The organism is Staphylococcus sp. HMSC067F07, from assembly GCF_001837405.1.
GTDB lineage: Bacteria > Bacillota > Bacilli > Staphylococcales > Staphylococcaceae > Staphylococcus > Staphylococcus capitis.
On the sequence record NZ_KV832235.1, the window covers coordinates 1,348 to 27,982 of the forward strand.

The window sequence follows — 26,635 nt, forward strand, 5'->3', positions numbered from 1 at the left end:
GACATATTGTCATTCAGTTTTCAATGTTCATTTAACACCTACAATACATTATTGTATCGAAATCAACTTAAACTGTCAAGAATTAAATTCATTAATTTATTTCTTGTTTGTAGTTGATTAATTCAACAAATAATATCTTATAATGTTTCGCAAGAAAGTTCAATAGTCAAAATTACACTTTATTAACATTAACTTAAAGTTTTTTACTTCAAGTTTTCAATTAATTAATCTGTTTTTGACGACTTTTATATAATATCAAGTTAGCTCAATAACGTCAATTACTTTCAAAGAGTTTTTAAGTTTAAAATTACTTTATCTGTGAATAAGTTTCTTGATTAAGAATAATTAGATTTAATAGTGTAATTCGCTCTTAAGATCATCATCTAACTAGAGATATCCTAATATATAGGAAAACTTACAAATTTGCACCTAATTAATTCATAAAAAATAAGGTAGCAACCTTTAAAGGCTACTACCTTAATCTTTTAAGCTTTTAATTATTTTCGTTTTCTTTACATTCCTTACATACTCCGTATATTTCCATTCGATGATGAGTGATATCAAAATCTGTAACATGTTGAGCTAAATGTTCAACCTCATTAAGTTGAGGATAATGGAAGTCTACGATTTTACCACATTTTTCGCAAATAACGTGATAGTGATTATGTGTATTAAAATCAAATCGACTTGATGCGTCACCATACGTTAATTCTTTTACTATACCAATATCTTTGAATACTCTTAGATTATTGTAGATAGTTGCAACACTTATATTAGGAAAATCAGGTGAAAGTGCTTGGTAAATCTCATCCGCTGTAGGATGTGAATGTGAAGAAATGAGATAACGTATAATTGCTTGTCTTTGAGGCGTAATACGTATTCCTGCTTTTCTTAAAGACGCAATTGATTCTTCAAGTTCATGTTCAATTGACTCTAAATCCGCACTCATTGAATTCACCATCTTTCTAGTTAATAATAATTATTACTTAATATTAATATAACTGTTGAAGATTATAAATGTCAATAAGTACATGATGTTTTCAACTAATACCCTTTATTTGGATCTACTTCATTCTCAATTACGCTGTTCTTATTGAGAAAATGAGTTAAGTTCTTTTCAAATATTGCAGTTACATCACGATTTATATTTTTATCATTACCAGTAATATGTGCAGTAATCGTAACATTATCTAAATCATATAGCGGGTTATCACTTGATAGAGGTTCATTTTCAAAGACATCTAAATATGCATGTCTAATCAAACGATTTCGTAAAACTTCTATAATAAGTTCTTCTTTCACAATCGTACCTCTACCTATATTTATAAATAATGCTTCGTCTTTCATTTCCTCAAAATGGTGTTTTTTAAGTAGATGTATAGTTTCTTGGGTTTCTGGGAGTGAATTAACTATCACATCACCTTCCGCTAATACATCATCCATTTCTTCTATAGTATAAGTATTATCAAAGTAATCTTTCATATGTCCTGATTTACTTACACCGATAACTTTCATTCCAAATGCTTGAGCTAAATATGCAGTCTTTTGGGCAATTGCGCCAGTACCTAAAAATAGAAGTGTTTTACCGTTAACTCTCTCACCCGTTAGCTTTGAGTCATACTTATGTGCACGTTGATTTTCATAAGATGTTCTCATTTTCTTATAATCATCTAATATAAACGTCATTATAAATTCTGATAGTTGTTTTGCTTGGACACCTCTGCCATTTGTTAAAATAATGCCCCTATCATTAATATAATCTAGTGGGAGATTATTGACTCCAGTAGCATACCATGCAATCCATTTTAAGTTTTTACACTCTTCTAAAAATGCTTGATCTATATCGCCATCATAACCAATTAAAATATCTAGTGATTCTCTATCTTCAGTTGGAATAAATTGAGCTTTTTTATAAAATTTGAATTCCTGTTCAGGAAATTGTTTTATCAACTGTTCCTCTAAATCTTTTAATCTTCTTAGACTTACGATTTTCAATATACTCACTCCAAGATATTTTTTAATTCTTCTATTTGAGTTTTAACTTTAACTTTTTCAATTACGTCAATAATATACCCATTTTCATCGATTACAAATGTAGTTCTAACGATCCCCATACTCTCTTTACCAAAAGATTTTTTTAATTGATATACCCCCGCTTCATCAGCAAGTTTAAAATCTTCATCTACAAGTAAGTCAAAGTTGAGTTGATGTTTTTCAATAAAGTTTTGATGTTTCTTTTTAGAATCTCCACTAATTCCATAAACATCTACATCTAAATCATTAAATTCAGATAAGTTATCTCTAAAGTCGCATGCTTCAGTTGTGCAAGTTGGTGTATTGTCTCTAGGATAAAAATATAATATTGCCTTACGCCCTTTTAATGTCTCATTTGTAACTACTTCTCCGTCTTGATTCTCCAATGAAAATGATGGAAACTTTTCGCCTTTGGTTAACATATGCTCACCCATTTCTTAATAATGTTGATTTTATGATACGATATTAAATGAAAATATTAAATTAAAAGAGGTTGATAGATATGAATTTTACTGAAAGCGAACGTCTTCAGAAACTCTCTAATGAATATATACTAGGTGGCGTTAATTCACCTTCTCGTTCATATAAAGCTGTAGGTGGTGGTGCACCTGTAATGATGAAGGAAGGTCATGGTGCTTATTTATATGATGTAGATGGTAATAAATTCATCGATTACTTACAGGCGTATGGTCCTATAATTACCGGACATGCGCATCCACATATTACAGAGGCAATTCAAGATCAAGCTGCCAAAGGAGTGTTATATGGTACTCCTACTGAACTTGAAATTGATTTTGCTAAGAAGTTAAGAGATGCCATTCCTTCATTAGAAAAGATACGTTTTGTTAATTCAGGTACAGAAGCTGTTATGACAACTATTAGAGTGGCACGTGCCTATACTAAAAGAAATAAAATTATTAAATTTGCAGGATCTTATCATGGACATTCTGATTTAGTTTTAGTTGCTGCAGGGAGTGGCCCTTCACAATTAGGTTCTCCAGATTCTGCTGGGGTGCCTCAAAGTGTGGCACAAGAAGTGATTACTGTACCATTTAATGATATTGATTCATATAGAGAAGCAATTGATTATTGGGGCGATGAAATCGCAGGCGTACTCGTCGAACCCATTGTAGGTAACTTTGGTATGGTTATGCCTCAACCTGGATTTTTAGAAGAAGTTAATAAAATCTCACATGATAACGGAACTTTAGTCATTTATGATGAAGTTATTACAGCTTTCCGTTTTCATTATGGGGCAGCACAAGATTTATTAGGAGTAAAACCAGACTTAACTGCTTTTGGTAAAATAGTTGGCGGTGGTTTACCAATCGGTGGCTATGGTGGTCGACAAGACATCATGGAACATGTCGCTCCATTAGGTCCAGCATATCAAGCTGGTACAATGGCAGGTAATCCATTATCAATGAGAGCAGGAATTGCTTTACTAGAAGTTTTAGAACAAGATGGTGTTTATGAAAAGTTAGACAAATTAGGAAAACGTCTTGAGGATGGATTACTTAAGTTAATCGATAAACACAACATTACTGCTACGATAAATAGAATATATGGCTCTATGACGTTATATTTCACGGATGAAAAAATTACTCACTATGAACAAGTAGAAAATTCTGATGGCGAAGCTTTCGCGAAGTTCTTCAAGTTAATGTTAAATCAAGGTATCAATTTAGCACCATCTAAATTTGAAGCATGGTTCCTAACTACTGAGCATACCGAAGAAGATATTGATAAAACTATAGAAGCTGCTGACTATGCATTTAGCCAAATGAAAAATAATTAAGACTTAACCCCCTACCATTATAGGTGGGGGTATTTTTATTAGAAAAAGATTAACCAGCTAATAGGCAAATCTTTTTATGTATAAGCTTGAAAAATTTAGCGTCTCGGTGTATAACAATAATGAATGAGAGTATGTATTAATATATTTAAATTATAAATCAAAGGAGCGTTATATTTGAGACTAGGAGCTCGGATTTTCAAGACCGGTATAGCAATTATATTAGCTATGTCTATCGCTTCTTTACTTCCAGATAATATCGGCTTAAAGGCACTTGCTGGTGTCAGTGCTGTCGTAGCGATGCAACCAAGCGTTTATCGTTCAATTAAAACAGTATCTGAACAAGCGATTGGTAATATTATAGGTGCTCTACTCGCCGTTACTATGGTAACTATTTTTAGTGATAACTTCATAATAATGGGCGTAACGGTTATATTGTTAATTGCGATTTTGTTTAAATTTAACCTAGCTCATGTTGCTACATTAGCAAGTGTGACAGCTTTAATCATTATGGGTCAACATACAGGTTCCTTCTATGTAGCAGCATTCTTCAGATTCGCTCTTGTTATGATAGGTGTTTTAAGTTCCTCAATAGTCAATTTAATCTTCTTACCTCCTAAATTTGAAACCAAAATCTATTATAATTCTGTAAATATTTCTTCAGATATTTTTGTATGGTTCAAACTTGTGCTTAATGATACTTCAGAATTTCATAATATTAAGCAGGATGGTGATCAACTTAATTCACGTATCAATAAATTAGAGCAAATCTACAATTATTATCATGAAGAGAAACCTTTGACTAAAAAACATATTTATCAGCAGAATAGAAAGAAGATATTATTTAAAGAAGTAGTAGGAACGACAAGACAGGCTTACGAAGTACTCAACCGTATGTCACGTTACCAAAATGACTTACATCAACTTAATAATCAACTATTATTACAAATTAAATTAGAACTTGATTCGTTAGTAGCAGTTCATGAACAAATCTATAAGAGCCTTTCTAAAAAAGCGAGATACGATGTTACAAAACTTGATTACGAAGTAGACAACCCACTAAAGAAAAACTTGATGGACGCATTTCAACAAGAGTTAATTCAAAATCCTTACCAAACGCAATACTCTTATGCAAATGTAATGCAAATTATAGCTGCTATTGAGGAATATAGATATCACTTAGAACATCTCGATAGAATTCGATTAAGCTTCTTTAAATATCATAATTCAGATTCAGACATCGACATTTCTGATGAAGACTTTGATTTGTAACTAAAAATGCACCACCTTTACTCACATTAATTATAGTAAAGGTGGTGCTTTATCATTTTTAAGATATTTAATTATTATTGATTCAAGCAGTTTATAAATTTTGAATACTATATAAATGTTCGTACGCACCTTGTTTCTGGATCAACTCTTGATGTGTACCTGTTTCAACAATCTGACCATTTTCCATAACCACTATTTTATCTGCATGCGTAATTGTAGACAGCCTATGAGCTACAATTAAAGTTGTTCTATCTTTACTTAATACATCCAACGCCTCTTGTATAATAGCTTCACTTTCTAAATCTAACGCACTGGTTGCTTCATCTAAAATAAGTATCGGTGGATTATTTAAGAATATACGTGCAATTGAAAGACGTTGCTTCTGTCCTCCAGAAAGTTTCACGCCTCGCTCTCCGACTTCAGTGTCATAGCCTTCAGGTAAATTCATAATAAAGTCATGCGCGTTTGCCATCTTGGCCGCTTCAACTATCTCGTCATCCGTTGCATCAGGTCTACCTAATAAAATATTTTCTTTCACAGTGTCTGAAAATAAAATATTATCTTGTTGAACGAGACCAATTTGATTTCTTAAACTACCTGTTAAGAAATCTTTCACATTATTGCCATCAACTAAAATTTCACCTGACGTAACGTCATAAAATCGTGGAATTAAACTAATTAAAGTTGATTTTCCACCACCACTCATACCAACAAAAGCTACAGTTTCGCCCTTATTAATTGTTAAATTAATATCATGCAAAACTTCTAATTCATTATCATTATATTTAAAGCTGACATTCTTCAAATCGATTTGCCCTTTTTTAATTTCAATAGGTTGCGCACCGATACCATTCTTAATGTCATAATCTTCATCCATAAGTTGGAAAACTCTGTCCATTGAAGCAAAGCTTTGGGTTAAAGTAGTAAATGAAGAAACAAGTCTTCTTAAAGGTCCAAATAATTGTTCTAAGTACCCTACAAATGCTGCAAGTGTACCTACAGTAATAGCACCATTAATAACTAAGTATGCGCCAACGCCTATTACAATAATTGGCCCTAAGTCTGTTACAGTGTTTATTGCTGCAAATGAATAGGCATTCCAACGTGTATGTTGAAAGGCGCGCTTTAAAAAATGACTATTACGGTGATCAAAATTTTGAGCTTCATTATCTTCTATTGCGAAACTTTTAATCACTGACATACCTTGAACTCGTTCATGCAAGAAACCTTGAACTTCAGCAAGTGCTTGAGAACGTACACGTGTCAATTGTCTCAATCTTCCGAAGAAGAAATAAACCGTTAAAATATAGAATGGGAAAATGAAAATAGCTGCAATAGTTAATTTAACATCTAAAAAGAACATAACAGATAAAGCGATGATAATAGTAACGCAGTCTAACCAAATATTCATTAACCCTGTAAGTATAAAGTCTTTTGTTTGTTCTACGTCATTAATAACGCGAGAAATCACCTGTCCAACTTGGTTATTTGCGTAGAAACGTGCACTTAAAGCTTGTAAATGATTATATAGTTGTTTACGGATATCATATAAAATTTTGTTACTTGTCCATTGAGCTAAATATTGTCTGATATATTCAATGGGCGGACGTACTATTACAAATATAAATAGAGCAATGCCAATTGCGATTGCAAGATGACTAAACTTTTCACTATTTGATAGTGAGTGGTTATTAATTACTCCATCTATAGCGTATTTAATCAATAGCGGTATTAACATAGGTATACCAAATTTAATAATACCCACGATAATAGTTGCAATAATACGATATCTATATGGTTTGACGAATTTTAAATATCGTTTAATCATGCGCTTTTACCCCCCGTGATAAACGCAATTTATTTTTTAAAAAATGAACAGAGGTTGAATACATTTCATTCGCTTACTTTATACTCATAAGCACTGTCATGATAATGTTTCAACCTCTGATATTAAAATACAATACGAGACTTCAATATAATGTTGTAAATCTTAAAGATGTTAAACTCATTGAACTACAAGATTGCAATACATTTAAATCATGATTCTTATAATCATTCGACACTTTTAATAATATAAAGCAAAGAATCATGTATTACATCTTTTTTGCTTAATAATCTCTAATCTTTTTATAACGCTCTTTCCACACTTTAATAAAATCTGGAGCGAACGGTCCTTTCTTCTGCTCAATCCATTGCTGTAAGATGTCGACATTTCTTCTCAAAATAACGTCAATATCATGAGGATAGTTCATTTGGTTCATATGTAGTTCATACTCATCTTCATCGAGTAAGTGATACTTACCATTAGGATAAACTTTAATATCTAAATCATAATCGATATATTTTAGCGCTTCTTCATCGGACACGAAAGGTGATGATAAATTACAGTAATAATAAATCCCATCTTCTCTAAACATACAAATAACATTAAACCAATACTCCGAATGAAAATAGACAATAGCTGGTTCTCTTGTAATCCATGTGCGTCCGTCACTTTCAGTTACTAACGTATGATCATTCCCACCTATAATCACATGGTCAGTCCCTTTTAGAATTGTCGTTTCAGACCAAACACGATGTATATTGCCATCATGTTTATAACTTTGAATTTTAATCGTTTCTCCTTCTTTAGGTATGGACTCTTTAACCATACTCCACACCACCTTTATTATTTTTAGCCATTTAGATTATATCATACTTTGATACACTTGCTTAATAAATAAAGGCACTATATTAACCGCTGTATTAAGCTCTTATCCAACAATAAAACGGTATATTTTGTCCATTGATACAGGAAATGTATGATTATCCCTGTTATCTAAATTAAACCAAATCATGTTTGAGGGGAGTTCATTCTCCGAGAGATTTATAGATGTAGGTACACTATAAACTTTAATATTCCAAGTCATATGGGTAAACTGATGACGTAATTCAAAGATGGGCTCTTCTAAAGTTTCGACTTTAACTCCTAATTCTTGAGTTAATAAATTATCAGCTACACTTGCTTCCCTCATAGGAAATTGCCACATTCCGTTCAACAATTTTTCTTGTCGTTTTTCAAGTAGATATTGTCCATTATTATTTCTAATAAGAAATACTTTTTGATTGATAGTTTTCTTTTTAATATTTTTAGTTTTAATTGGAAGATCTTCAGTCGTCCCTTCATGAAAAGCCTCACAATTATCTTGCACTGGGCAAAATAAACATAAAGGAGATTTCGGTGTACAAATGAGTGCACCTAATTCCATCATAGCTTGATTAAATGTCCCTGAATCTTCTTGAACATATGGATTTAACTCTTCCTCAAACGCTTTACGTGTCGATTGTAATTTCGTATCACGATAATCATTGTTCAATCGAGACCATACTCGGAAGACATTACCATCAACAGTTGCTAAAGGTTGGTTAAACGCTATACTCATCACTGCTGCTTGCGTATAAGGACCCACGCCTTTTAATTTTTTGAAAAGATCTGGATCAGACGGGACTTCTCCACCATATTGAGATTCAACTTCTTTAACAGCTGTATGAAAATTACGAGCTCGACTATAATAACCTAGGCCTTCCCAATATTTAAGCACTTCGTCCTCATGTGCTTCGCTTAAAGCTGCTATTGTAGGAAATCGATTAACAAACCTATGATAATAGTCAATAACCGTGTTAACTTGTGTCTGTTGCAACATTACTTCACTAAGCCATATGTAATATGGATTAGTTGTTTCTCGCCAAGGCATTTCACGCTGATTTTTGTTAAACCACTCCACAATTCTCTTTTTAAAAGATTCCTCTTGATACATGCCATTTGTCCTTTCTACTTTTTCGATTGTGATGCATCTCAAATAAATCTACACTTTCAAAAGATTCGTCAATTGAAGTAAGTTGATTTTGTTATAGCGACTTTTAGATTATAATATATATTAAATAAAGATGAAAAGAGTGAGCATTTATGGATACAGCCACACATATAGTTATGGGTGTAGGTCTCACTGCATTAGCAACACAAGATCCCGTCATGGCAGGTTCATTTGCAGCAACTGCAACCACCCTTGTTGCTGGTTCATTAATACCTGACGGTGATACTGTTTTAAAACTAAAAGATAATGCGACCTATATTTCTCATCATAGAGGAATTACCCATTCCATACCTTTCACTATTTTATGGCCAATTTTGATAACCTTTTTAATATTCGTTATTTTTAACAACACTAATCCACTACATGTTTGGCTATGGGCTCAACTTGCAGTATTTTTACATGTGTTTGTGGATATATTTAATTCTTACGGTACCCAAGCACTTAGACCCATAACCAATAAGTGGATTCAGTTAAGTGTCATTAGTACATTTGACCCTATTATTTTCACTCTTTTATGTATTGGTGTATTACTTTGGGTTTTAGGCATACATCCGTATTTCGCATTCTTCCCTATCGTAGCAATACTAGTGATTTATTATGTAATACGTTTTATGATGCAATCATCTATTAAAAAAGAAGCGTTAACTCAAATTGAAAATTCTCATAATCCTGTAAAAGTGTTTGTAGCTCCGACAATGAAATTTCATGTTTGGCGTGTGGCAATTCAAACCGATAAACATGATTATGTTGGAACTGCTCGGTGGAAAGATGTAGAATTTACTGATAAGGTAAAACGTCAAGCTATGACGCCTGATTCGTTACTTTGGAAGGTTAAAGGTAATAAAGATATATTTACTTTTTTAAATTTTTCATCCATTTATCGTTGGCAAACCACACCTTTAGAAGATGGTACAACAGAAATTCGATTAATGGATTTAAGATACCTTAATAATGGACGTTATTCATTTGTTGCAATTGCACATTTAACTCACGACAATGAAATCGACCACTCTTACATCGGTTGGGTATTTAGCGAAGACAAACTACAACGCAAACTATTTTCACAATAACATATAAAGAAACCAAGGCACCCCTTTCTCCAATTAATGATAAGGGGTGCCTTGGTCTTTATCTAACTATATATCAATAACTAAATACAGTGCTATTCATTTTTACCAATCATTTCATTATCTTCATTAGCATTTTCATTATTGTTAAATACACCATCATGTTCTAATTTCTTGCCATTATCATCACTCAGATGTGTTAAATCATTTTCAAGGTGAGTGTCATTTAAACTATCATATTTATCAAAAGCGATATAGCGAACTAATGCATAGTTAATCACACACATTAATGCTAAAAAGAGAATAAAGTAAATATGATATGGAATGTTATTCATACTTACTGCACCGAATATAATAGACTGTGCACTCCCATGAACAAGATAATAAACGGGATTTAACATTAAAATATGATCTACTATCGATAAGTGCGTTTTAGGAATGAATAAAATTGGAACTATAAAGAAACAAATCGCACTCATTATAAAATAAATTGTGTCGAAACGTTTGAGTATAAATTTCAATAAACCAAAAGTAACAGCAATAACACCGATAAATATACTAGTCATAATCAAATAATAAATTAGCGACAATAAAGATGTCTCAAAGTTAATTGGCTTCAAGAACGCAATAATTAAACCAAGAATAAACATGTCTACGAATGCCAATAGTGCAATTACTATAGTAGGCGTTACTGATGAAATATGGAATGATTTCATTACCATATAATCTTTTCTATAAAACTTATAACTTAAGTATACAGAAAGTACAATGTGACCAAATACAATTAACGATGTCACTCTAAATAACCATCTTCCTTGAGCGATATCCGTATTGTGATTTATATCGAAAATGCCCTCTAAACCTAATACTAAGATAATCCCTATTACAAGGCTCATAGCAAACCATTTCCAAATTTTCTTTAACCTACGAACACAATAAGTGATAAGATGTGGCAAGTTTTTAAAGTATAGTATTATATTATCTATCATTTTCACACCTACAATTCAATATATATCCATTTGTCATCTTTCATATCAGCAATAAAATAGCCACTACCTGATTTCGTAATCCAAACATCTTTTTTAATGTTAAATTTTTTCTTTAAGTCAGTTTTATGTTCCATTGGAATTACAAAGCCTGTTAACGTATCATTGACTCCAAAAATCATATTTAGTGGTTGTTGTGTAATAGGAACTACATAACGATTATCTTTTTCTGGGACCAATGTTTTAGTCACTTTGTTATGCTTTTGATGTAAATGACTATTGAAGTATTCATAATATGTACTATAGTTTGTTTTAATGTATGGCATTAACGTTTTAAAACTATGCGATTCATATAAACCTGCAGGATTAAAATTGAATAATTCATTTTTGCCTACTGTATATATTTTATGATCCATTTCTACTCTATATTTTTTACTATTTTCACCAGTAATCGTAGCCACGCCATATTTAGGTAGAGTCGAATCTTGTGTACCACTCAATGTGGTTGAACCATCTAAAGCAATACCGTAAGTGAGTTTATCTTCATATGGATCTTTATTTTGATTTTGAATTGAAGCTTGAGTGTAATTTTCAGAAACATGAACCCTTCCTAAATCATTGAAAAGCAATATGCCCATTAACGTAAGTCCGATTAAGAAACTTGCAAACAGAGTTAATATTCTCACTAAAAATACTGGTGGTTTAGCGTGATTATAGCGCTCTATTCTCTTAAAGTTATAAGTCATCTCAGGCATACGCGTACGACTCTTTTTCCAATCTAAATCAAAATTTTCCAGTTGCGATTTTGAATCTAAACTTTTGCGGTCTTTTTCATGTTCTTTAAAAATAGGTAAAACTTGATTAAGTGAGCCTTCCTTTCTAATTTGCCCGTGAGAAACCCACGTAATATAGTTAGTCGTTTCGCTAATTTTATCAATATCGTTATCTATTAAAACGAGTGTACTATTATTCTTTATGTAATCATCTGATAATTCAATCGCTCTTTTGAAAAACACATCATCTAAATGCGAGAGTACATGACTCAATATAATAATTTTGTTTTGACAAGAACGAGCGATACTGAGAAGTAATTGCGCATATTCAGCTTCTGTTAGATTAGAAATACTATTTTCACCTTGCTCAGCTAAATGAGCCCAGTGGATAATTTGTTCAGCCTTATGACTACTCGCTTTGTAGGGAAATAGTTGCACCATCTCGTCAACATATTCTTGTACAGATTGGTGTGCTACTTTCCGGTCTTCCATATCACCGTAAAACAGATTCTCTGTTCGGGAAACCTTACCTTTATCAGGCTTAACCGTTCCACTTAAGATTCTGCCTATTAGCGTTTTAGAAGAACCCGGCTCACCAATTATTCCTAATGATTCACCTTGATATATATGTAAAGAAATATTATTTAAATTAATATCTTCTGCACCATAACCAAAAGGTAGGTACCATTTCTTTGCTCGTTTATTCCTATAATAATGCGTTACTTTTAGTAACCTTAAAACAATTGAACTTCCCATTGATTATACATCCTTCTAAATTTTTAATAATGCTAATGGTAGACCTTCTTCTGGTTCGCTACTTTTTATTCTGAAGCCCCAAGCAAAGACGCCTTTTAATCTCTCTACTTTAAAGTATTGTTCGCTGCCATCGTTCAATTTGTAAATTTTTCCAATTTCAACTTTATTACGATCAACCAGATAGCTTTCTGCAATGATGACTTTACTTTGGTACACATCGTATTCATTCATAATTCCATTCATTTCAGCTTTACGCATTTTCTCTTTGTATGTTTGAATTTCATGTCTTAATTCTTGTTCAGACATCTCACTCAATTTCTTCTGTACCATCTGTTATACCACTTTCTTCTAATTTTGATTTAATTTTATCATACTTATAACCTTTTCTCATAAGCGCTTCAATGGTTTTCATCATTAATTTTTGACCATCATATTTTTTACAATTTTTATTATAGACTTTCTCTAAATCACGTTGCAATAAATTATCTAAGGTCTCGTCATCTTGCGAAAAATTCAATTCATTCATCGTCGCTTGAATCGTCTCAAGGGTAAAACCTTTTTGCATTAAGGCTTGGGAAACCTTTTGTTTTACTTTAACCACAGGACCTTTTTTCGTTTTCATGACTTTGTTCCCCACTTTTATTACATCTTCAAGTGGTTGTTGTTCTTCATATAAAGCCGTATAATGATCGATAATCTTTGGCTCAATACCCAATTGATATAATTTCTGTTTATATATTTCAGGCCCTTTATCTGACGTTCGAATCATCGTATTTTTTAAACTTTCTGCATAATCTTCATGATCAATAAATTTTTCTCTATAACAATATTCTATTACCTGTTCGATTGCATTTTGTGAAACATCATTTTTTTCCAAATATTGACGTACTTCTTTTTCCGTGCGTTTTTTAAATGATAAATACTGAATCGCCATATTTACTCCACGACGATAGTGGTCATATTTTTGAATTTGTTCCATATCTTGAGGCTCTAACATTTGATCTTTCTTCAAATTGAATTTCACAAGCGTATCTATATCAATCCCCATTTCGAACTCTCCATCGAGATAAAGATTGAATCGCTCTTTATTCTTCTTTTGAACCTCAAGCTTCGTTATCTTTGGCATATCTCATCCCACCTTTTTCTGAAAATGGACACTATATCAATTAATATTATTATGGCACATTTGTTCCGAATTAAAAAATAAGATAACCATTCACAATAAACCTTTTGAAAATACAAAAAAGCGTCTACTTTCAACTTTTGAATGATGAAAGTAGACAACTTTATAAAAGATTAATTGCTTAATTGTGACATTGCTTCTTTATATTGCTCATCAGTAATAAAATCTTGTTGCTTCATTTTTTCCAAATTAACTTTTACACGGTTCGTATAATTAGATGACATATTATTAACATCATACACACTCGGTGCATTGACTTTACTAGCTAATATAGCACTTTGCAATACAGTAATCTGTTGCATGCTTTGATTGTTTTTATTAACAGTTGTTCCAAAATAATGATTTGCAGCACCTTCAAGTGTATATTGGTCATCACCATAATAAATATTATTAACATAAAAACTTAAAATCTCATTTTTGTTATACTGCTGTTCAACCTTGTGGGCTACAAATAACTCTTTAATTTTTCTAGTGAAAGAGCGTTCATTATCATAATAATAATTTTTTACTACTTGTTGAGTAATCGTGCTACCTCCTTGTACATCACGATCACTAATTGTTGAAAACAATGCACGTGTAGTTCCTTTTAAATCAAATCCATGATGTTTATAAAAACGTTCATCTTCCATTGAAATAAAGGCACCTTTAACATAATTAGGCATGTTATCTGCAGAAACGAAATTACTTTTATTTTCAATTGATTTTAAATCATCCACGTTAGCTCTTGAAGATAAGACATACATTGCTCCCATAAATATTGCTACGAGTACAATGACTATAATTAGTATTTTCAATAAAATCTTATTACTTTTTTTCTTTTTCGGAGGTTTACCTACTGGTTGGTAATACGTATTATAATGAGGTCTACGTGATTCAGAACGTTGCTCATTATAAGAATCCGCATATTTTTCAGTTCTTTTCATGCGTTTACTCCTTTTCTCAAACTCACCCTCTTAAAGTGAGTGTACCAGTAGTTGTATGGTTTATCTATAGCTTACGTTAAAAATCAGTCCCGAGGTGTAGCAAGTTCTAAACAACATGGCATATCTATTTCTAAGACTTTTTTAAATAATTAAAAAAGCTATCGATAAAGAATGACTTTACCGATAGCTCATATAAAATCTTATACGATATTTATAAGAATAAGAATTAAGCTTCTAATTGTTTAACAATTTCTCTATTGAAATCATCTAAATCGTCAGGTGTACGACTTGTAACAATATTTTTATCAACTACTACTGATTCATCAACCACTTGAGCACCTGCGTTAGATAAGTCTTTACGTACATTTAATACTCCAGTTAATGTACGACCATTTAAATCATCAGTATCAATTAATACTAATGGACCATGGCAAATTGCAAATGTTGGAACATCATTTTTAGTGAAGTATTTAGCAAATGTGCCGTAACGTCCTTCTGCATCTCCGCGTAAATGGTCAGGTGAGAAACCACCAGGGATTAATAATGCATCATAATCTTCAGGTTTAGCATCAGCAATACTTACTTGTACTGTAGCTTTCTCGCCATGTTTTCCTACAACTTCATGGTTTGCAGTATCTCCAACAATTTCAGTTTCAAATCCTGCATTTTCTATAGCTTCTTTTGGACTAGTTAATTCAATATCTTCAAATTCATCTGCAAGAATGATTGCTACTTTTTTAGTCATAATTAATAATCACCTTTCTCTAATTAATTCTAGTGATTATATAGACAAGATCACTCAAGTTTAAACATTAAATTAGGATACTAACTTATATTTAGAGGCTTCTTCTTCTGAATATGAAGTAAAAAAAGCAAGTGTTGATTGCTCATCATAATCAAACACTTGCTAAATCCAACTCAATAATTAAATATGAGGCTTATTTTGAAACTTGTTTTACCTTCTCTTCTAATTGATCTAACAGACCAATCCACTCATCTATATCCTCTACACGTACTTCATCAGGGTTTACATGGTCAATATCCTCAATAAATTTATTTAAACGTGTCTTAATTTGATCAATAGTTTGTTGTTCACTCATTAAAAATAAGCGCTCCTTTGTATAGATTTTTTTATGATAATCATATCCTAACACGAATTTGACAAAAAGCGATATAATCTTAATAATGTTTACTGTACTTTTTACATAATAAACAAAGTAGATGGAAAGTTTATACTTAGGAGTAATTATTAATGTTGATGACAAACAAAAAACCTATTTCTATCCAAAACGACCCATGGGAAGCTTACAATGATATTATAGATCATGGAAAGTTAACACTTAGTAACATCGAATTTACCACTACTAACCTTTGTAATATGCGTTGTAGCCATTGTGCAGTTGGTTATACACTTCAAACTAAAGATCCAGACCCCCTTCCAATGGATGTAATTTATCGTAGGCTTGATGAAATACCAAATTTAAGAACGATGTCTATTACTGGTGGAGAGCCAATGTTCTCTAAGAAATCAATTAAAAATGTGGTTAAACCTTTACTTAAATATGCATTTGATCGTGGAATTTATGTTCAAATGAATTCTAATTTAACATTACCTCAGGATAGATATCTTGAAATTGCTGAGTATATCGATGTCATGCATATTTCTCATAACTGGGGTACAATTCAAGAATTTACTGATGTAGGCTTTGGGGCTATGAAGAAGCAACCACCATTAAAAGCTAAACTTAAATTATATGAACAAATGCTTGATAACTCTCGCACTTTATCTGAACAAGGAATGTTTGTTTCTGCTGAAACGATGCTTAATCAAAGTACGCTACCTTACTTAGACAAAATTCATAATGAAATCGTAAATGATATGAAATGTAGCCGTCATGAGGTTCATCCGATGTATCCTGCTGATTTTGCCAGTCAACTCAATGTACTTTCTTTAAAAGAAATGAAAGATGCTATTAACCACTTGCTTGATATTCGAGATGAAGATATATGGATGCTATTTGGAACTTTACCTATTTATCCATGTATCAATGATGAAAATGATCAAAAATTATTGCAAAGACTAAGAGATGCTAAAAACGTGACAATGCGAAACGATCCAGACGGCCGTAGTAGATTAAACGTTAACGTTTTTACTGGTAATGTAATTGTTACTGATTTCGGTGATGAAAACGGTACAATTTCAAATATACAGAAAGATAAATTAACAGACGTATTTGACCAATGGCTAGATTCAGAATTAGCAAAATCACTCAACTGCCATTGTCCTGAATATCAATGCCTTGGACCTAACGTATTAGTAAAAAATATGTATTATCCTAAAACCGACTTCAAACATAAAGAAAAAGAAATGCATGCGCGTCATATTTTTTCTTAATAAATTCACATTATAGATGCAAAAAGCCAAAAGAAGATGAGTTCATCTTCTTTTGGCTTTATTAATATTATTTTTCAATATGTCTGACTTCAGATAAATATTCGATTGTTTTCTTACTTTCAGTGCGACGTTCTTTGCGTCTCTCTACGCGTTGTGGTGCACTTTCGTGGAACCATTTTTCTACATCTGTTTCAGGATATACGCCTGGAACATCTGTAGGTTTACCATCTTCATCAAGCGCAACAAATGTTAAAAAGCTTAATGCTGCTAAATGGCGCTCATTATTAAAAACATCATCAATGATGATTTGTACACAAATTTCCATAGAGCTTGTGCCAGCATAAGAAACCATTGCTTCATAAGACAAAATATCTCCAGTTTTGATAGGTCTCAAGAAGTCAACAGAATCAGTTGAAGCAGTAACGACTTGCGCTCCAGCATGTTTCATAGCAGTAATGGCAGCAATTTCATCAATATTTGCCATTAATGACCCACCAAACATCGTATGATGATGATTGGTATCTTGTGGAAACACTTGTCTATTTTTAATACATTTCGCTTCCGACATTGCTTTCATTTTTCTATTCTCGTTAGACATATTTAATTTCTCCCCATATTGATATACCAGAAAAAAGACTACTAGTAATTAATATCTTAATTTTTTATATCTAAAACTTGTTAAAATCTACTATAATGTTACTTACTTTGCCCAATTTCCATTTTCAAAAACTAACTCTTTAGTACCATCATGTAAGATACCATAAATCGTTAAATCAGAACTACCTATCATAAAGTCCTCATGTACATTTGAATCGTTAAGACCTGCGGCTAACTTTTCTTCAGTAGACATTTCAGTTCCACCTTTGACGTTGAAACCATACGCAGATCCAATTGCTAAATGACAAGATGCATTTTCATCAAATAACGTGTTATAAAAAATGGTACGGCGATTTGAAATTGGTGAATCATCAGGTACTAATGCAACTTCACCAAGTCTTCTTGAACCTTCGTCAGTCTCAATTAAGTCTTTGAGCACCGCTTCGCCCTTTTCGGCTTTAACATCTATAATTTCACCATCTTTAAACGTTAAAGTGAAACCATCAATAATATTCCCATTATAACTTAATGGTAACTTGTTAGTAACATAACCGTTCACATTATTTCTGTCAGGTGCTGTAAACACTTCTTCTGTAGGAATATTCGCGATAAAAGGTTGGCCGTCACCGTTGACATAACTCGTTGCATCTTCCCATAAATGTCCTTCCGGTAAACCGACTGTGAGGTCTGTACCTTCAGAAATATAATGGAGTGCCTTATAATTTTCCTTTTGTAGTCTTTCGGCATGTACACTTAAAGATTTAACATGTTTGTCCCAATTTTGAATTGGGTCATTGCCATCTACACGTACAATATCAAACACTTCATCAATAAATTTTTCATAAGCTTTTTCTTCATCCATATCTGGGTAAACTCGGCGAGCCCAGTCTTTAGAAGGAAAGGCTGCCACAACCCATGGAAATTGATTCTTCTGACTCGCTTCCATATATGGTTTGAACCCTTTAGAATACTGAGCTTGAAAAGCTTTTAATTTATTGCCATCGATACCATTTAATAAGTCAGGATCTTCCGCAATGAGTGCTAAGTTAGCTGCTCCACGTTCAACATAATCCAATCTTTCATCAACATCATACTGTTTTAAATCACTATTCTCAAAATACTCTACAGATTCATGTTCAAATTTAAGTCTCTTCAGTTTTGAGTCTGAATATTTCACACGAACATCAGAGGCACCAGCTTTATAAGCCTCTTCAACTATTAAATGCGTTAAGTCTAACGCTTCAACTGATGAACGAATAAATACAGGTTGATTTTGTTGAACATTCATCCCTACTTTAACGAGTAATTCTGCATATTGTCTTAACTTTTCATTATAGTTATCCATAATGATTCCTCCCCTAATCTTGTCTAAGTTGTCCTAAATGATCTGCAATTGCTGTCACTTCACTTGGTGAAAATGAATCTTTAGACATTACAATATCATGTATTTCAGTAATTTCTTCATGATTAGAAGACTGGAATTTATCTGGGTCAAGTAAACCTTGATTTACAATATTTAATTTCTTTCTGATTTCTGCAATCATTTCTTCATTTGATAATGACACGTGATTCACCTCTTTTGTTCAATATTCTATCAAATTACCACACTTTATTAAACTTTAATAGAATTTGAGGTTAAGTACTTTCTTATTGTTTAAATACTCTTTAAAATGGGGATATAGTTACATAGTTTGGAGGAATATAAATGGTAGACGTAGCATTTGTATGTCTCGGTAATATTTGTCGTTCTCCAATGGCTGAAGCGATCATGAGACAAAGACTACAAGACAGAGGCATTTCAGGTATTACAGTTCACTCAAGAGGAACAGGTCGATGGAATCTCGGTGAACCACCTCACGAAGGTACTCAAGCGATATTGAAAGAACATCATATCCCCTTCGATAATATGATAAGTGAACTATTCGAACCAGATGATGATTTTGACTATATTATAGCAATGGACCAAAGTAACGTGGATAATATAAGACGAATTAATCCTCATATACGCGGACAATTGTTCAAATTGCTAGAATTTAGTAACATGGAAGAGAGTGATGTACCGGATCCATATTACACTAATAATTTTGAAGGTGTATTTGAAATGGTACAATCATCTTGTGACAACTTAATTGACTATATCGTCAAAGATGCAAATTTGAAAGAGGGGTAATCAACTATGGAAAATAAATTAATTCCTGGTATTCTAATCGGTGCTATTATCGGCGGTGCTGCAACATTAGCTGATAAATCAACACGTAATTCTTTAACTCAATCATTTAAAGACGTTAAGGAAGGTAATCGTTCACGCAAACCGTCTAAAATTAATAGCATTAAAGATGAAGTAATGTATTGGAAAGATACGATTGAAGAAATCCGTCGTAACAATCCTGAATTAGAGCGTTCTATTAAAGACGCTAAAGAAACTTTTGTTAATCGTAAAAACCAACGTTTAGGTAAATAATCGGTTAATAATGAAATTTTAAACTAAAACACTGTTAAAGTTAGAGTCTTACTCTACTTTTAACAGTGTTTTTTTTATGAATTTTAATAATAAGTACTAGTACTTCAATGTGAAATAATAATTCTATATATGTAGCTAGAGCATAAATTGCTTCATAGCTATTGTCATTCGATAAATTTTAAGCGAAAATGTTGAATAACAATAATATTTAGCTATAAATGTTAAGAATACTTTTAATAAAAGTAAAGAAATTTTACATTTATTGTTTGATATCTATAGTAAATTGGGAATATATTTTCATACATTTCTCGAATTTATTAAGCAAAGGAGATAGTTATGTCAAAACAAGAAAAAACAACTTCAAAGTTCCTAAATTCGGCTAAGGAACATGAGGAACATGGGAAAGGAAAAAATGGTGAAAAAGATAAACAGATTAAAGTCGACCGTACATATATTGAACCTCAACAGTTTCAATCAAAATCACCTAAGAAAAAGAATCAAGTATTCTTTCTATCAAGGTTAAATAAACCTGCCAAATACACGAAAGATTCTAATTTCCTCAATTACTTAATTTATAGAATAGGAAAAGATGATGCTTCAGGACTAGCAGCGCAAATGACCTATCACTTCGTGTTGGCAATGTTCCCAATGCTCATTTTCTTACTGACTTTATTGGGACAGTTTATAACGATTAACACTGATCAGATTAATCAAAAGGTCAGCCAGTATGTACCTGACCAAAGTACCGCCGACGTAATCACAAAAATATTTAGTGGTATTTCTGATAGTGCTAATGGTGGCGTCCTATCAATTGGTTTAATCTTAGCCATTTGGTCAGCATCTAATGGAATGTCTGCGATTATTAATTCATTTAATGTCGCTTATGACGTTGAGGATTCTAGAAATGGCTTCGTACTTAAGATTCTAAGTGTGTTATATACACTAGTATTAGGTATTGTGTTCGTAGTGGCCATCGTGCTCATTACATTAGGCCCAGTAATAAGCAAGTTCTTATTTGGACCTTTAGGATTAGATAAACAAGTAGAATGGGTATTTGATTTAGTAAGAATCGTCTTACCTCTAATTATAATAATCATTTTATTCACTGTATTATATTCAGTGGCACCAAATGTGAAAACGAAATTACGCTCTGTACTTCCAGGTGCCCTATTTACATCAATCATTTGGTTAGTCGGTTCATTCTTATTTGGATGGTATATCTCAAACTTCGGTAATTATAATAAAACATACGGAAGTTTAGCTGGTATCATTATTTTATTCTTATGGTTATATATCACAAGCTTTATTATCATTATTGGTGCAGAAATTAATGCTATTATACACCAAAGAACAGTAATCAAAGGCCACACACCTGAAGAAGCAGCTCTTCATCACGATGATAACAACCAAAATCATTATAATGAAGACACAACATATGAATATAATAACAATACACCAGTGAATAAAGATGAAAATTATGACGTTGATAAAAATCCAAATAATGAACAACCTGAAGATCATGAAACATTTAAAGATAAAATTGTTGATAAATTAAAAAAAGATAACGACAATAGTGGTAAAAATTCATAAATAACGTTTTAAAAAAGGCGAAAGTCACAATTATTTAAGTGACTTTCGCCTTTTTCATTGTTAGTTATTGAATCAAATTATGTTGGAAAGCATAAATAACAGCTTGAGTTCTATCTTGAACTTCTAACTTACTCAATATATTACTTACGTGTGTTTTAACAGTTTTAATAGTGATATGAGAGGCGCTAGCAATTTCTTGGTTAGAGTAACCTTTGGCAATTAATAATAAAATTTCCATTTCACGCTCTGTAAGCATTTCATATAACTCAGCACGTTTTTTCATGCGGTTTCTCATTTTTACAAGTACTTCTGGTTCAAAAACAGATTCCCCTTGATATGTTTTACGTACCGCGTCAGCAATGTCACTCGCACTAGTCGTTTTTAAGATATAACTATCTACCCCAGCATCTAATGCTCGATAAACTTCTTTATCCTCGATAAAGCTTGTTAACATTACTACTCTTATGTGAGGTAAATCCTTTTTAATTTCAGTAGTAGCTTCTACACCATCCATATCATCCATAAGTAAATCCATTAAAATTAAATCTGGTTTCAACTCATGGGCTTTTTCGATAGCTTCTTTACCAGAAGCACCTTCTCCAACTACTTCAATATCCTGTTGTGTAGATAGATAGCTTGAAATACCAATTCTAACCATTTCATGGTCATCAACAAACAATACTTTAATCGCCATTTGATTCATCCTCCTTATTCAATGGTGCTTTAACTTCTATTCTCGTACCTGAATCCGGTAACGATACGATATGGAATGTGGCACCAATCTCTAAAGCACGTTCTCTCATATTTTTTAATCCATAACTCTGTTCAAATTTTTCATCTACATTAAAACCTTTACCATTATCTTGAATTCTAAGTAGTAAATAATCTTCTTTATTAAATAATTCAACTGTTACCTTAGAACCATTAGAGTGTCGTAATGTATTAGAAATAGCCTCTTGGGTGATTCTAAACAAATGATCTTCTATCCCTTTTGGTACTTTGAAATCTTGAATTTCATGAACAACTTTCATAGGGACTTTCTTTTGAAGATCAATGACTAAATCTTTAATACCCTCTCCTAATGATTTGTCTTTCAAACCAATAGGTCTTAGATGTAATAATAATGCTCTCATTTCGAGCTGAGAGTCTTGAACCATCTTCTCTAGTACAGGTATTTGTTGGTCTAAAGGTGGTTCTAATTTTGACTCTTTAATCGCTGACAACATCATACTTGCTGCAAATAGTTGCTGACTAACTGAGTCATGTAGTTCTCTTGCTAAACGTTGACGTTCGTCTTCAATAATTTTCTTCACTTTTACATCATTCATATTATAATTTTCATTGGTCATATTCTGCGTTTTCATTCTCAATCGGTGTAATTCTTGATTTAAAGGAACTAAAGTATGGTAAATTTCTAACGTTTCACTGTATAACTCTAGGTTTTGATCATTTATGCCTACTGTTTCACCTTCAATAGACCTTTCAATTTGTGACTTAAGCCAATCATTTTGTTGATTGATTTTATACGCTAACACAGAGCCAACGATAATACATAGTAAGATGATTAATATATTTAGGAATAAAAATACTGGTATTCCAAAAATTTGGGTGTAAAACATCCCTTGAAAATAAATAATATTGACGAACACCTTATCAATGAATAAAAAAGCAGTTAGCATGCTATATACAAGTATTAGCATTGAACCAATTGCTCTCAAGTAGTGATTCATCTATAAATCACCTCAACGTCTCCTATGAACGTTGAAACGTAAACATTGACAGTATAGTTGTCTTCTTTAGTTTTTTCTTCAACTTGAATATGGTTATTTTCAATTTTGTATGATTGTTGTTCTAAATAAGCAGTACCATAGAATGCAGCCGCATGTAGATTAATATTATAGTTTAGTGGAACAATCACTTGGACCTTGCCAAGAATATGACGTACTACAATCGTATTCGTTTCTTTAATATTAGCTGCTTTTGTCATATCAATATGAATATCACCGATGCCATGTTGAATCTGTACATCTTCCCACTTATAAACATAAACTGGTGTACGTTGTTCCCCGAACCACTTTTGTTTAATAAATATAGGTGACGTTACCTCTTCATCAGTTGCAATAACTTTTAATGGCTTAAATTTATAAATTAAGTAACGAATGATAAGTACCACTAAGAAAATAAAAAGAATAATAATTGTGTACTTATTAGACAATAGAGTAAACGCAATAAGCAATGCCCCTATCCAGAAGGACAACAAACCTCTTACTTTATGAAAATAGACATATCCTACATACACGAGCACACATCCTAATAATAAGACGAGAAGAAAGCCAATTTTTTCAAAAAATATATAATAAAAATTGGCGATAATCATTAAAGCTGTAAAAATTATCAACATTTCAGTTGATATATATTTGTGTGTCATGTTTCGCCACCTTTCTATGCTACAGCACTCATATGATAAATTAAGTTACACTCATTTTCTGTAGTGATTTTCTCTTTAGATTGTAAATGTAAATCTGCTTCAATTCTTGCATAATAAGCTTCAATATCATCTAACTTTGTTTTAATTTTTTCAATTTCTACATCATGAATTTCCTCTGCACAATAAATGTCATGATTATTGACGATATCGATATATTTATTTTCCAATGAGAGGGTGAGACTGTCAATTAACTTCTTTAATTGAACTCTTTTCTCACTTAAATAATTGATATAACTCTCGATACTTTTTAATTTTTTATCCAGTATCATTTTGTATTCATCAATACTATTTTTAATTGTTGATTTGAGAAATTGTTGTAAATATAAATCCATATAATTCATACTACCACCTCGTCATTAATTAAACCTAAGTATAAAACAATTCCGAAACCTAACGTAATAGGCTCCGGAACCATATTGAATTCATACTTTAGTCCGACGAGTGGTAAAGAACTCTCCGCAAGATATTAAATGTATTTTAAATTCCTAGTCATCGATTTTAGTAGTTAATAATGGACCGTCTTTAGTAACAATTACTGTGTGCTCAATCTGAGCCACAAAGCTCTTATCTTTAGTTTCAAATGCCCACTCGTTCTTTCCTTCAGTGACAAATGTAGCTCGTGATGAAATGAAAGGTTCTACTGCAATAACAAGACCTTCTTTTAATAGAGTTTTGTCTTTTGGATCATAATAATTCATTACATGACTAGGTGCTTCATGTAACGATTGACCCACACCATGACCAGTTAAGTTTTTAATTACTGTTAAATCGTTTTGACGTGCTGTAGCGTGAACCGCCTTACCAATATTACTTAATTTGGCACCAGGTTTTACTTTCGTCATGGCATTTTCAAAAGCCATTGTTGCTACATCACATACTTTTTGTTTAAGAGGATTATCTGCTTCTCCCACTACAAATGAGATGCCTGTATCAGCATAGTAACCATCTTTTAACGCTGATACATCGATATTGACTAAGTCTCCCTCACGAATAATACGTTTACCGGGAATACCATGGGCTACCTCTTCATTTACACTAATACATGTTTGCCCAGGAAAGTTTTCATCATGAATTGGGGCCGAAATTGCACCATGCTCCTCAAACAAATCTTTAGCAATATTATCTAACTCTCGTGTAGTCACACCAGGTTTAGTTGCTGCTTGCATTGTGTCTCTGACCTTAGCACAAATGTATCCTATTTCTTTTAATGCTTGTAATTCTTCATCAGTTTTAACAATCATTTTATCCCGTTCCTTTTTAAATTTTATTTCATCTTATTATAGCAAATTTTTTTTGATATACTAAACTTGAATGGTACATAATTAGATTTATATGAAATATTTTTAGAGAAAGAGAATTTGTATAAAGTATATGCTTTTCGAATTCCCTTTTCCTACTAAGGGGTCAGATAGCTATGAATGTAAAATGGTATAGACATATAATTGGAGCTAGAACGCTTAAAACAGGACTTGCAACTTTTTTAACATCATTATTTTGTATGTTGCTTCATCTCACTCCAATATTCGCTATTTTAACAGCAATTGTAACTATTGAACCTACAGCAAAGGCATCAATTAAGAAAGGCTATAAACGTTTACCCGCGACAGTTATAGGTGCTTTATTTGCTGTAGTATTCACCTATATATTTGGAGATCAATCACCATTAAGTTATGCACTTGCTGCAACGTTTACCATTTTAGTTTGTACGAAATTCAACTTACAAGTTGGTACTACTGTTGCAGTACTCACTTCAGTAGCAATGATTCCTGGTATTCATGAAGCGTATTATTTTAATTTCTTTTCAAGATTATTAACCGCTCTTATTGGACTTGTCACAGCAGGATTAGTTAACTTTATCATTCTGCCCCCTAAATATTATCAACAACTTGAAGACCAACTATCAATGTCTGAGAAAAAAATGTACGACTTATTTTATAACCGTTGCCAAGAGTTATTATTAGGAAAGTTTAGTTCTGAGAAAAGTAATAGACAACTTTCAAAATTAAACATTATTGCTCAAAAGATTGAGACTTTAACGAGTTATCAAAGAGATGAACTTCATTATCATAAAAATAAAGAAGATGATTGGAAATTACTAAATAAAATAACCAATCGCGCGTATAATAATCGTTTGTTTATCTCTCATCTATCCAATATCATTTATCTACCTAAAAATACTCATATTGCTTTCGCTCCAGAAGAAAAGATGGCGATAATAAATATTAGTAATAGTATTAGTGAAATAATAAGTCATGGAGGTTTTAAACGGCACAAGAAATCAGCTTCGACGTTAAAAACCTCTGTGAAGCGTTTAGAAGAATTTGACCAAAATCAAATGAAGAGCCACCTTATTTATGAGATACTATTAATTTATAAAATTTTAGATTCTCGCTATGCTAAATAATTAATATAACAGTAAATACCTCAGAATGGTTACTTAATCATAACCGTTCTGAGGTAT

General features: G+C 32.1%; 29 protein-coding genes. 8 read left to right on the forward strand and 21 right to left on the reverse strand.

The window, feature by feature from the left end; all coding sequences use genetic code 11:
• Positions 1-493: 493 nt before the first annotated feature.
• From perR to bcp, 3 genes are all read right to left on the reverse strand, one after another.
• A complete protein-coding gene (gene perR / locus HMPREF2706_RS06690; protein ID WP_049427735.1) occupies positions 494-949 on the reverse strand; it encodes a peroxide-responsive transcriptional repressor PerR in 456 nt (151 codons plus the stop codon).
• 95 nt (positions 950-1,044) lie between these two features.
• On the reverse strand, positions 1,045-1,995 hold the full coding sequence (locus HMPREF2706_RS06695) for a phosphoglycerate dehydrogenase (protein ID WP_037551210.1): 951 nt from the start codon (positions 1,993-1,995) through the stop codon (positions 1,045-1,047).
• A 5-nt stretch (positions 1,996-2,000) separates the two neighbouring features.
• The gene (gene bcp, locus HMPREF2706_RS06700) at positions 2,001-2,456 is read right to left on the reverse strand and encodes a thioredoxin-dependent thiol peroxidase (protein WP_049427733.1); all 456 of its coding nucleotides are present in this window, start codon (positions 2,454-2,456) and stop codon (positions 2,001-2,003) included.
• An 80-nt stretch (positions 2,457-2,536) separates the two neighbouring features.
• On the opposite strand from bcp, the gene HMPREF2706_RS06705 reads away from it, so the two are divergent.
• Both HMPREF2706_RS06705 and HMPREF2706_RS06710 read left to right on the forward strand, forming a co-directional pair.
• Positions 2,537-3,832 carry a glutamate-1-semialdehyde 2,1-aminomutase gene (locus HMPREF2706_RS06705; RefSeq protein WP_002435901.1) on the forward strand — a complete coding sequence of 432 codons (1,296 nt, stop codon included), beginning with the start codon at positions 2,537-2,539 and terminating at the stop codon, positions 3,830-3,832.
• 174 nt (positions 3,833-4,006) lie between these two features.
• The gene (locus HMPREF2706_RS06710; RefSeq protein ID WP_002435931.1) at positions 4,007-5,101 is read left to right on the forward strand and encodes an FUSC family protein; all 1,095 of its coding nucleotides are present in this window, start codon (positions 4,007-4,009) and stop codon (positions 5,099-5,101) included.
• Between the two features lie 91 nt (positions 5,102-5,192).
• On the opposite strand, the gene HMPREF2706_RS06715 is transcribed toward HMPREF2706_RS06710, so the two are convergent.
• The 3 genes from HMPREF2706_RS06715 to mutY form a co-directional block, all read right to left on the reverse strand.
• On the reverse strand, positions 5,193-6,929 hold the full coding sequence (locus tag HMPREF2706_RS06715; protein WP_070862280.1) for an ABC transporter ATP-binding protein: 1,737 nt from the start codon (positions 6,927-6,929) through the stop codon (positions 5,193-5,195).
• 280 nt (positions 6,930-7,209) lie between these two features.
• Complete coding sequence (locus tag HMPREF2706_RS06720; protein WP_002435932.1) at positions 7,210-7,752, reverse strand: nucleoside tri-diphosphate phosphatase; 543 nt, start codon at positions 7,750-7,752, stop codon at positions 7,210-7,212.
• Positions 7,753-7,854: 102 nt separating this feature from the next.
• Positions 7,855-8,898, reverse strand: coding sequence for an A/G-specific adenine glycosylase (gene mutY / locus HMPREF2706_RS06725; protein WP_030063572.1), 1,044 nt, complete (start codon positions 8,896-8,898; stop codon positions 7,855-7,857).
• 149 nt (positions 8,899-9,047) lie between these two features.
• On the opposite strand from mutY, the gene HMPREF2706_RS06730 reads away from it, so the two are divergent.
• Positions 9,048-10,025: a metal-dependent hydrolase gene (locus tag HMPREF2706_RS06730; RefSeq protein WP_002435893.1), complete on the forward strand. Its 978-nt coding sequence runs from the start codon at positions 9,048-9,050 to the stop codon at positions 10,023-10,025.
• A 92-nt stretch (positions 10,026-10,117) separates the two neighbouring features.
• Here the strand turns inward: HMPREF2706_RS06730 and HMPREF2706_RS06735 are convergent, their stop codons facing one another.
• From HMPREF2706_RS06735 to HMPREF2706_RS12095, 7 genes are all read right to left on the reverse strand, one after another.
• Positions 10,118-11,011 (reverse strand): membrane protein, encoded by an 894-nt coding sequence (locus tag HMPREF2706_RS06735; protein ID WP_049427726.1) that lies wholly within the window; start codon positions 11,009-11,011, stop codon positions 10,118-10,120.
• 8 nt (positions 11,012-11,019) lie between these two features.
• Positions 11,020-12,537 carry an ATP-binding cassette domain-containing protein gene (locus HMPREF2706_RS06740; protein ID WP_049427724.1) on the reverse strand — a complete coding sequence of 506 codons (1,518 nt, stop codon included), beginning with the start codon at positions 12,535-12,537 and terminating at the stop codon, positions 11,020-11,022.
• 15 nt (positions 12,538-12,552) lie between these two features.
• Positions 12,553-12,867, reverse strand: coding sequence for a YfhH family protein (locus HMPREF2706_RS06745; protein ID WP_002445497.1), 315 nt, complete (start codon positions 12,865-12,867; stop codon positions 12,553-12,555).
• A complete protein-coding gene (gene recX, locus HMPREF2706_RS06750; RefSeq protein ID WP_002435941.1) occupies positions 12,845-13,663 on the reverse strand; it encodes a recombination regulator RecX in 819 nt (272 codons plus the stop codon). Before recX ends, HMPREF2706_RS06745 begins: the two co-directional genes overlap by 23 nt.
• 170 nt (positions 13,664-13,833) lie before the next feature.
• The gene (gene sgtB, locus HMPREF2706_RS06755; protein ID WP_070862281.1) at positions 13,834-14,643 is read right to left on the reverse strand and encodes a monofunctional peptidoglycan glycosyltransferase SgtB; all 810 of its coding nucleotides are present in this window, start codon (positions 14,641-14,643) and stop codon (positions 13,834-13,836) included.
• A 226-nt stretch (positions 14,644-14,869) separates the two neighbouring features.
• A complete protein-coding gene (locus HMPREF2706_RS06760) occupies positions 14,870-15,388 on the reverse strand; it encodes a type 1 glutamine amidotransferase domain-containing protein (protein WP_049427720.1) in 519 nt (172 codons plus the stop codon).
• Between the two features lie 193 nt (positions 15,389-15,581).
• The gene (locus HMPREF2706_RS12095) at positions 15,582-15,743 is read right to left on the reverse strand and encodes an SE1561 family protein (protein WP_001830395.1); all 162 of its coding nucleotides are present in this window, start codon (positions 15,741-15,743) and stop codon (positions 15,582-15,584) included.
• Positions 15,744-15,901: 158 nt separating this feature from the next.
• Between HMPREF2706_RS12095 and yfkAB the strand changes: the two genes are divergently transcribed.
• Complete coding sequence (yfkAB, locus tag HMPREF2706_RS06765) at positions 15,902-17,038, forward strand: radical SAM/CxCxxxxC motif protein YfkAB (protein ID WP_165764342.1); 1,137 nt, start codon at positions 15,902-15,904, stop codon at positions 17,036-17,038.
• Positions 17,039-17,105: 67 nt separating this feature from the next.
• On the opposite strand, the gene HMPREF2706_RS06770 is transcribed toward yfkAB, so the two are convergent.
• From HMPREF2706_RS06770 to HMPREF2706_RS06780, 3 genes are all read right to left on the reverse strand, one after another.
• On the reverse strand, positions 17,106-17,636 hold the full coding sequence (locus HMPREF2706_RS06770; protein ID WP_002453596.1) for an acyl-CoA thioesterase: 531 nt from the start codon (positions 17,634-17,636) through the stop codon (positions 17,106-17,108).
• Between the two features lie 102 nt (positions 17,637-17,738).
• Positions 17,739-18,980 carry an aminopeptidase gene (locus HMPREF2706_RS06775; protein ID WP_049427715.1) on the reverse strand — a complete coding sequence of 414 codons (1,242 nt, stop codon included), beginning with the start codon at positions 18,978-18,980 and terminating at the stop codon, positions 17,739-17,741.
• 13 nt (positions 18,981-18,993) lie between these two features.
• Positions 18,994-19,200 (reverse strand): DUF1128 domain-containing protein, encoded by a 207-nt coding sequence (locus tag HMPREF2706_RS06780; protein WP_070862282.1) that lies wholly within the window; start codon positions 19,198-19,200, stop codon positions 18,994-18,996.
• Between the two features lie 140 nt (positions 19,201-19,340).
• Here HMPREF2706_RS06780 and HMPREF2706_RS06785 point away from each other — a divergent pair, with 140 nt between their 5' ends.
• The 3 genes from HMPREF2706_RS06785 (at position 19,341) to HMPREF2706_RS06795 (ending at position 21,686) form a co-directional block, all read left to right on the forward strand.
• Positions 19,341-19,805 (forward strand): low molecular weight protein-tyrosine-phosphatase, encoded by a 465-nt coding sequence (locus HMPREF2706_RS06785; protein WP_002435947.1) that lies wholly within the window; start codon positions 19,341-19,343, stop codon positions 19,803-19,805.
• A 6-nt stretch (positions 19,806-19,811) separates the two neighbouring features.
• Positions 19,812-20,096, forward strand: a complete 285-nt coding sequence (locus tag HMPREF2706_RS06790) for a hypothetical protein (RefSeq protein WP_002435890.1) — start codon at positions 19,812-19,814, stop codon at positions 20,094-20,096.
• 336 nt (positions 20,097-20,432) lie between these two features.
• Positions 20,433-21,686 carry a YihY/virulence factor BrkB family protein gene (locus tag HMPREF2706_RS06795; RefSeq protein ID WP_070862283.1) on the forward strand — a complete coding sequence of 418 codons (1,254 nt, stop codon included), beginning with the start codon at positions 20,433-20,435 and terminating at the stop codon, positions 21,684-21,686.
• A 64-nt stretch (positions 21,687-21,750) separates the two neighbouring features.
• Here HMPREF2706_RS06795 and vraR read toward each other — a convergent pair whose 3' ends face one another.
• The 5 genes from vraR to map all read right to left on the reverse strand — a co-directional run bounded on the left by vraR (position 21,751) and on the right by map (position 25,415).
• The gene (vraR, locus tag HMPREF2706_RS06800) at positions 21,751-22,380 is read right to left on the reverse strand and encodes a response regulator transcription factor VraR (protein WP_002469716.1); all 630 of its coding nucleotides are present in this window, start codon (positions 22,378-22,380) and stop codon (positions 21,751-21,753) included.
• Positions 22,370-23,416, reverse strand: a complete 1,047-nt coding sequence (locus HMPREF2706_RS06805) for a sensor histidine kinase VraS (protein ID WP_002435929.1) — start codon at positions 23,414-23,416, stop codon at positions 22,370-22,372. Before HMPREF2706_RS06805 ends, vraR begins: the two co-directional genes overlap by 11 nt.
• Entirely contained in the window at positions 23,413-24,114 is a 702-nt protein-coding gene (gene liaF / locus HMPREF2706_RS06810; RefSeq protein WP_002435891.1) for a cell wall-active antibiotics response protein VraT, read from the reverse strand. Before liaF ends, HMPREF2706_RS06805 begins: the two co-directional genes overlap by 4 nt.
• Positions 24,115-24,128: 14 nt before the next feature.
• On the reverse strand, positions 24,129-24,515 hold the full coding sequence (locus HMPREF2706_RS06815; RefSeq protein ID WP_002453601.1) for a hypothetical protein: 387 nt from the start codon (positions 24,513-24,515) through the stop codon (positions 24,129-24,131).
• Between the two features lie 144 nt (positions 24,516-24,659).
• Entirely contained in the window at positions 24,660-25,415 is a 756-nt protein-coding gene (gene map / locus HMPREF2706_RS06820; protein WP_002435911.1) for a type I methionyl aminopeptidase, read from the reverse strand.
• 173 nt (positions 25,416-25,588) lie between these two features.
• Between map and HMPREF2706_RS06825 the strand changes: the two genes are divergently transcribed.
• On the forward strand, positions 25,589-26,578 hold the full coding sequence (locus tag HMPREF2706_RS06825) for an FUSC family protein (protein ID WP_002435886.1): 990 nt from the start codon (positions 25,589-25,591) through the stop codon (positions 26,576-26,578).
• Positions 26,579-26,635: the final 57 nt, after the last annotated feature.

Excerpts from the sequence above, each read along its gene's own strand:
- HMPREF2706_RS06720 (WP_002435932.1), bottom strand. The coding sequence starts at position 7,752 with ATGGTTAAAGAGTCCATACCTAAAGAAGGAGAAACGATTAAAATTCAA.
- HMPREF2706_RS06715 (WP_070862280.1), bottom strand. The coding sequence starts at position 6,929 with ATGATTAAACGATATTTAAAATTCGTCAAACCATATAGATATCGTATT.
- recX (WP_002435941.1), bottom strand. The coding sequence starts at position 13,663 with ATGCCAAAGATAACGAAGCTTGAGGTTCAAAAGAAGAATAAAGAGCGA.
- HMPREF2706_RS12095 (WP_001830395.1), bottom strand. The coding sequence starts at position 15,743 with ATGAGTGAACAACAAACTATTGATCAAATTAAGACACGTTTAAATAAA.
- HMPREF2706_RS06805 (WP_002435929.1), bottom strand. The coding sequence starts at position 23,416 with ATGAATCACTACTTGAGAGCAATTGGTTCAATGCTAATACTTGTATAT.
- yfkAB (WP_165764342.1), top strand. The coding sequence starts at position 15,902 with ATGACAAACAAAAAACCTATTTCTATCCAAAACGACCCATGGGAAGCT.
- HMPREF2706_RS06785 (WP_002435947.1), top strand. The coding sequence starts at position 19,341 with ATGGTAGACGTAGCATTTGTATGTCTCGGTAATATTTGTCGTTCTCCA.
- HMPREF2706_RS06795 (WP_070862283.1), top strand. The coding sequence starts at position 20,433 with ATGTCAAAACAAGAAAAAACAACTTCAAAGTTCCTAAATTCGGCTAAG.
- map (WP_002435911.1), bottom strand. The coding sequence starts at position 25,415 with ATGATTGTTAAAACTGATGAAGAATTACAAGCATTAAAAGAAATAGGA.
- HMPREF2706_RS06790 (WP_002435890.1), top strand. The coding sequence starts at position 19,812 with ATGGAAAATAAATTAATTCCTGGTATTCTAATCGGTGCTATTATCGGC.
- vraR (WP_002469716.1), bottom strand. The coding sequence starts at position 22,380 with ATGGCGATTAAAGTATTGTTTGTTGATGACCATGAAATGGTTAGAATT.
- mutY (WP_030063572.1), bottom strand. The coding sequence starts at position 8,898 with ATGTATCAAGAGGAATCTTTTAAAAAGAGAATTGTGGAGTGGTTTAAC.
- HMPREF2706_RS06770 (WP_002453596.1), bottom strand. The coding sequence starts at position 17,636 with ATGTCTAACGAGAATAGAAAAATGAAAGCAATGTCGGAAGCGAAATGT.
- HMPREF2706_RS06735 (WP_049427726.1), bottom strand. The coding sequence starts at position 11,011 with ATGATAGATAATATAATACTATACTTTAAAAACTTGCCACATCTTATC.
- HMPREF2706_RS06760 (WP_049427720.1), bottom strand. The coding sequence starts at position 15,388 with ATGACTAAAAAAGTAGCAATCATTCTTGCAGATGAATTTGAAGATATT.
- sgtB (WP_070862281.1), bottom strand. The coding sequence starts at position 14,643 with ATGAAAAGAACTGAAAAATATGCGGATTCTTATAATGAGCAACGTTCT.
- bcp (WP_049427733.1), bottom strand. The coding sequence starts at position 2,456 with ATGTTAACCAAAGGCGAAAAGTTTCCATCATTTTCATTGGAGAATCAA.
- liaF (WP_002435891.1), bottom strand. The coding sequence starts at position 24,114 with ATGACACACAAATATATATCAACTGAAATGTTGATAATTTTTACAGCT.
- HMPREF2706_RS06745 (WP_002445497.1), bottom strand. The coding sequence starts at position 12,867 with ATGGTACAGAAGAAATTGAGTGAGATGTCTGAACAAGAATTAAGACAT.
- HMPREF2706_RS06775 (WP_049427715.1), bottom strand. The coding sequence starts at position 18,980 with ATGGATAACTATAATGAAAAGTTAAGACAATATGCAGAATTACTCGTT.
- HMPREF2706_RS06705 (WP_002435901.1), top strand. The coding sequence starts at position 2,537 with ATGAATTTTACTGAAAGCGAACGTCTTCAGAAACTCTCTAATGAATAT.
- HMPREF2706_RS06815 (WP_002453601.1), bottom strand. The coding sequence starts at position 24,515 with ATGAATTATATGGATTTATATTTACAACAATTTCTCAAATCAACAATT.
- HMPREF2706_RS06740 (WP_049427724.1), bottom strand. The coding sequence starts at position 12,537 with ATGGGAAGTTCAATTGTTTTAAGGTTACTAAAAGTAACGCATTATTAT.
- HMPREF2706_RS06825 (WP_002435886.1), top strand. The coding sequence starts at position 25,589 with ATGAATGTAAAATGGTATAGACATATAATTGGAGCTAGAACGCTTAAA.
- HMPREF2706_RS06730 (WP_002435893.1), top strand. The coding sequence starts at position 9,048 with ATGGATACAGCCACACATATAGTTATGGGTGTAGGTCTCACTGCATTA.
- perR (WP_049427735.1), bottom strand. The coding sequence starts at position 949 with ATGAGTGCGGATTTAGAGTCAATTGAACATGAACTTGAAGAATCAATT.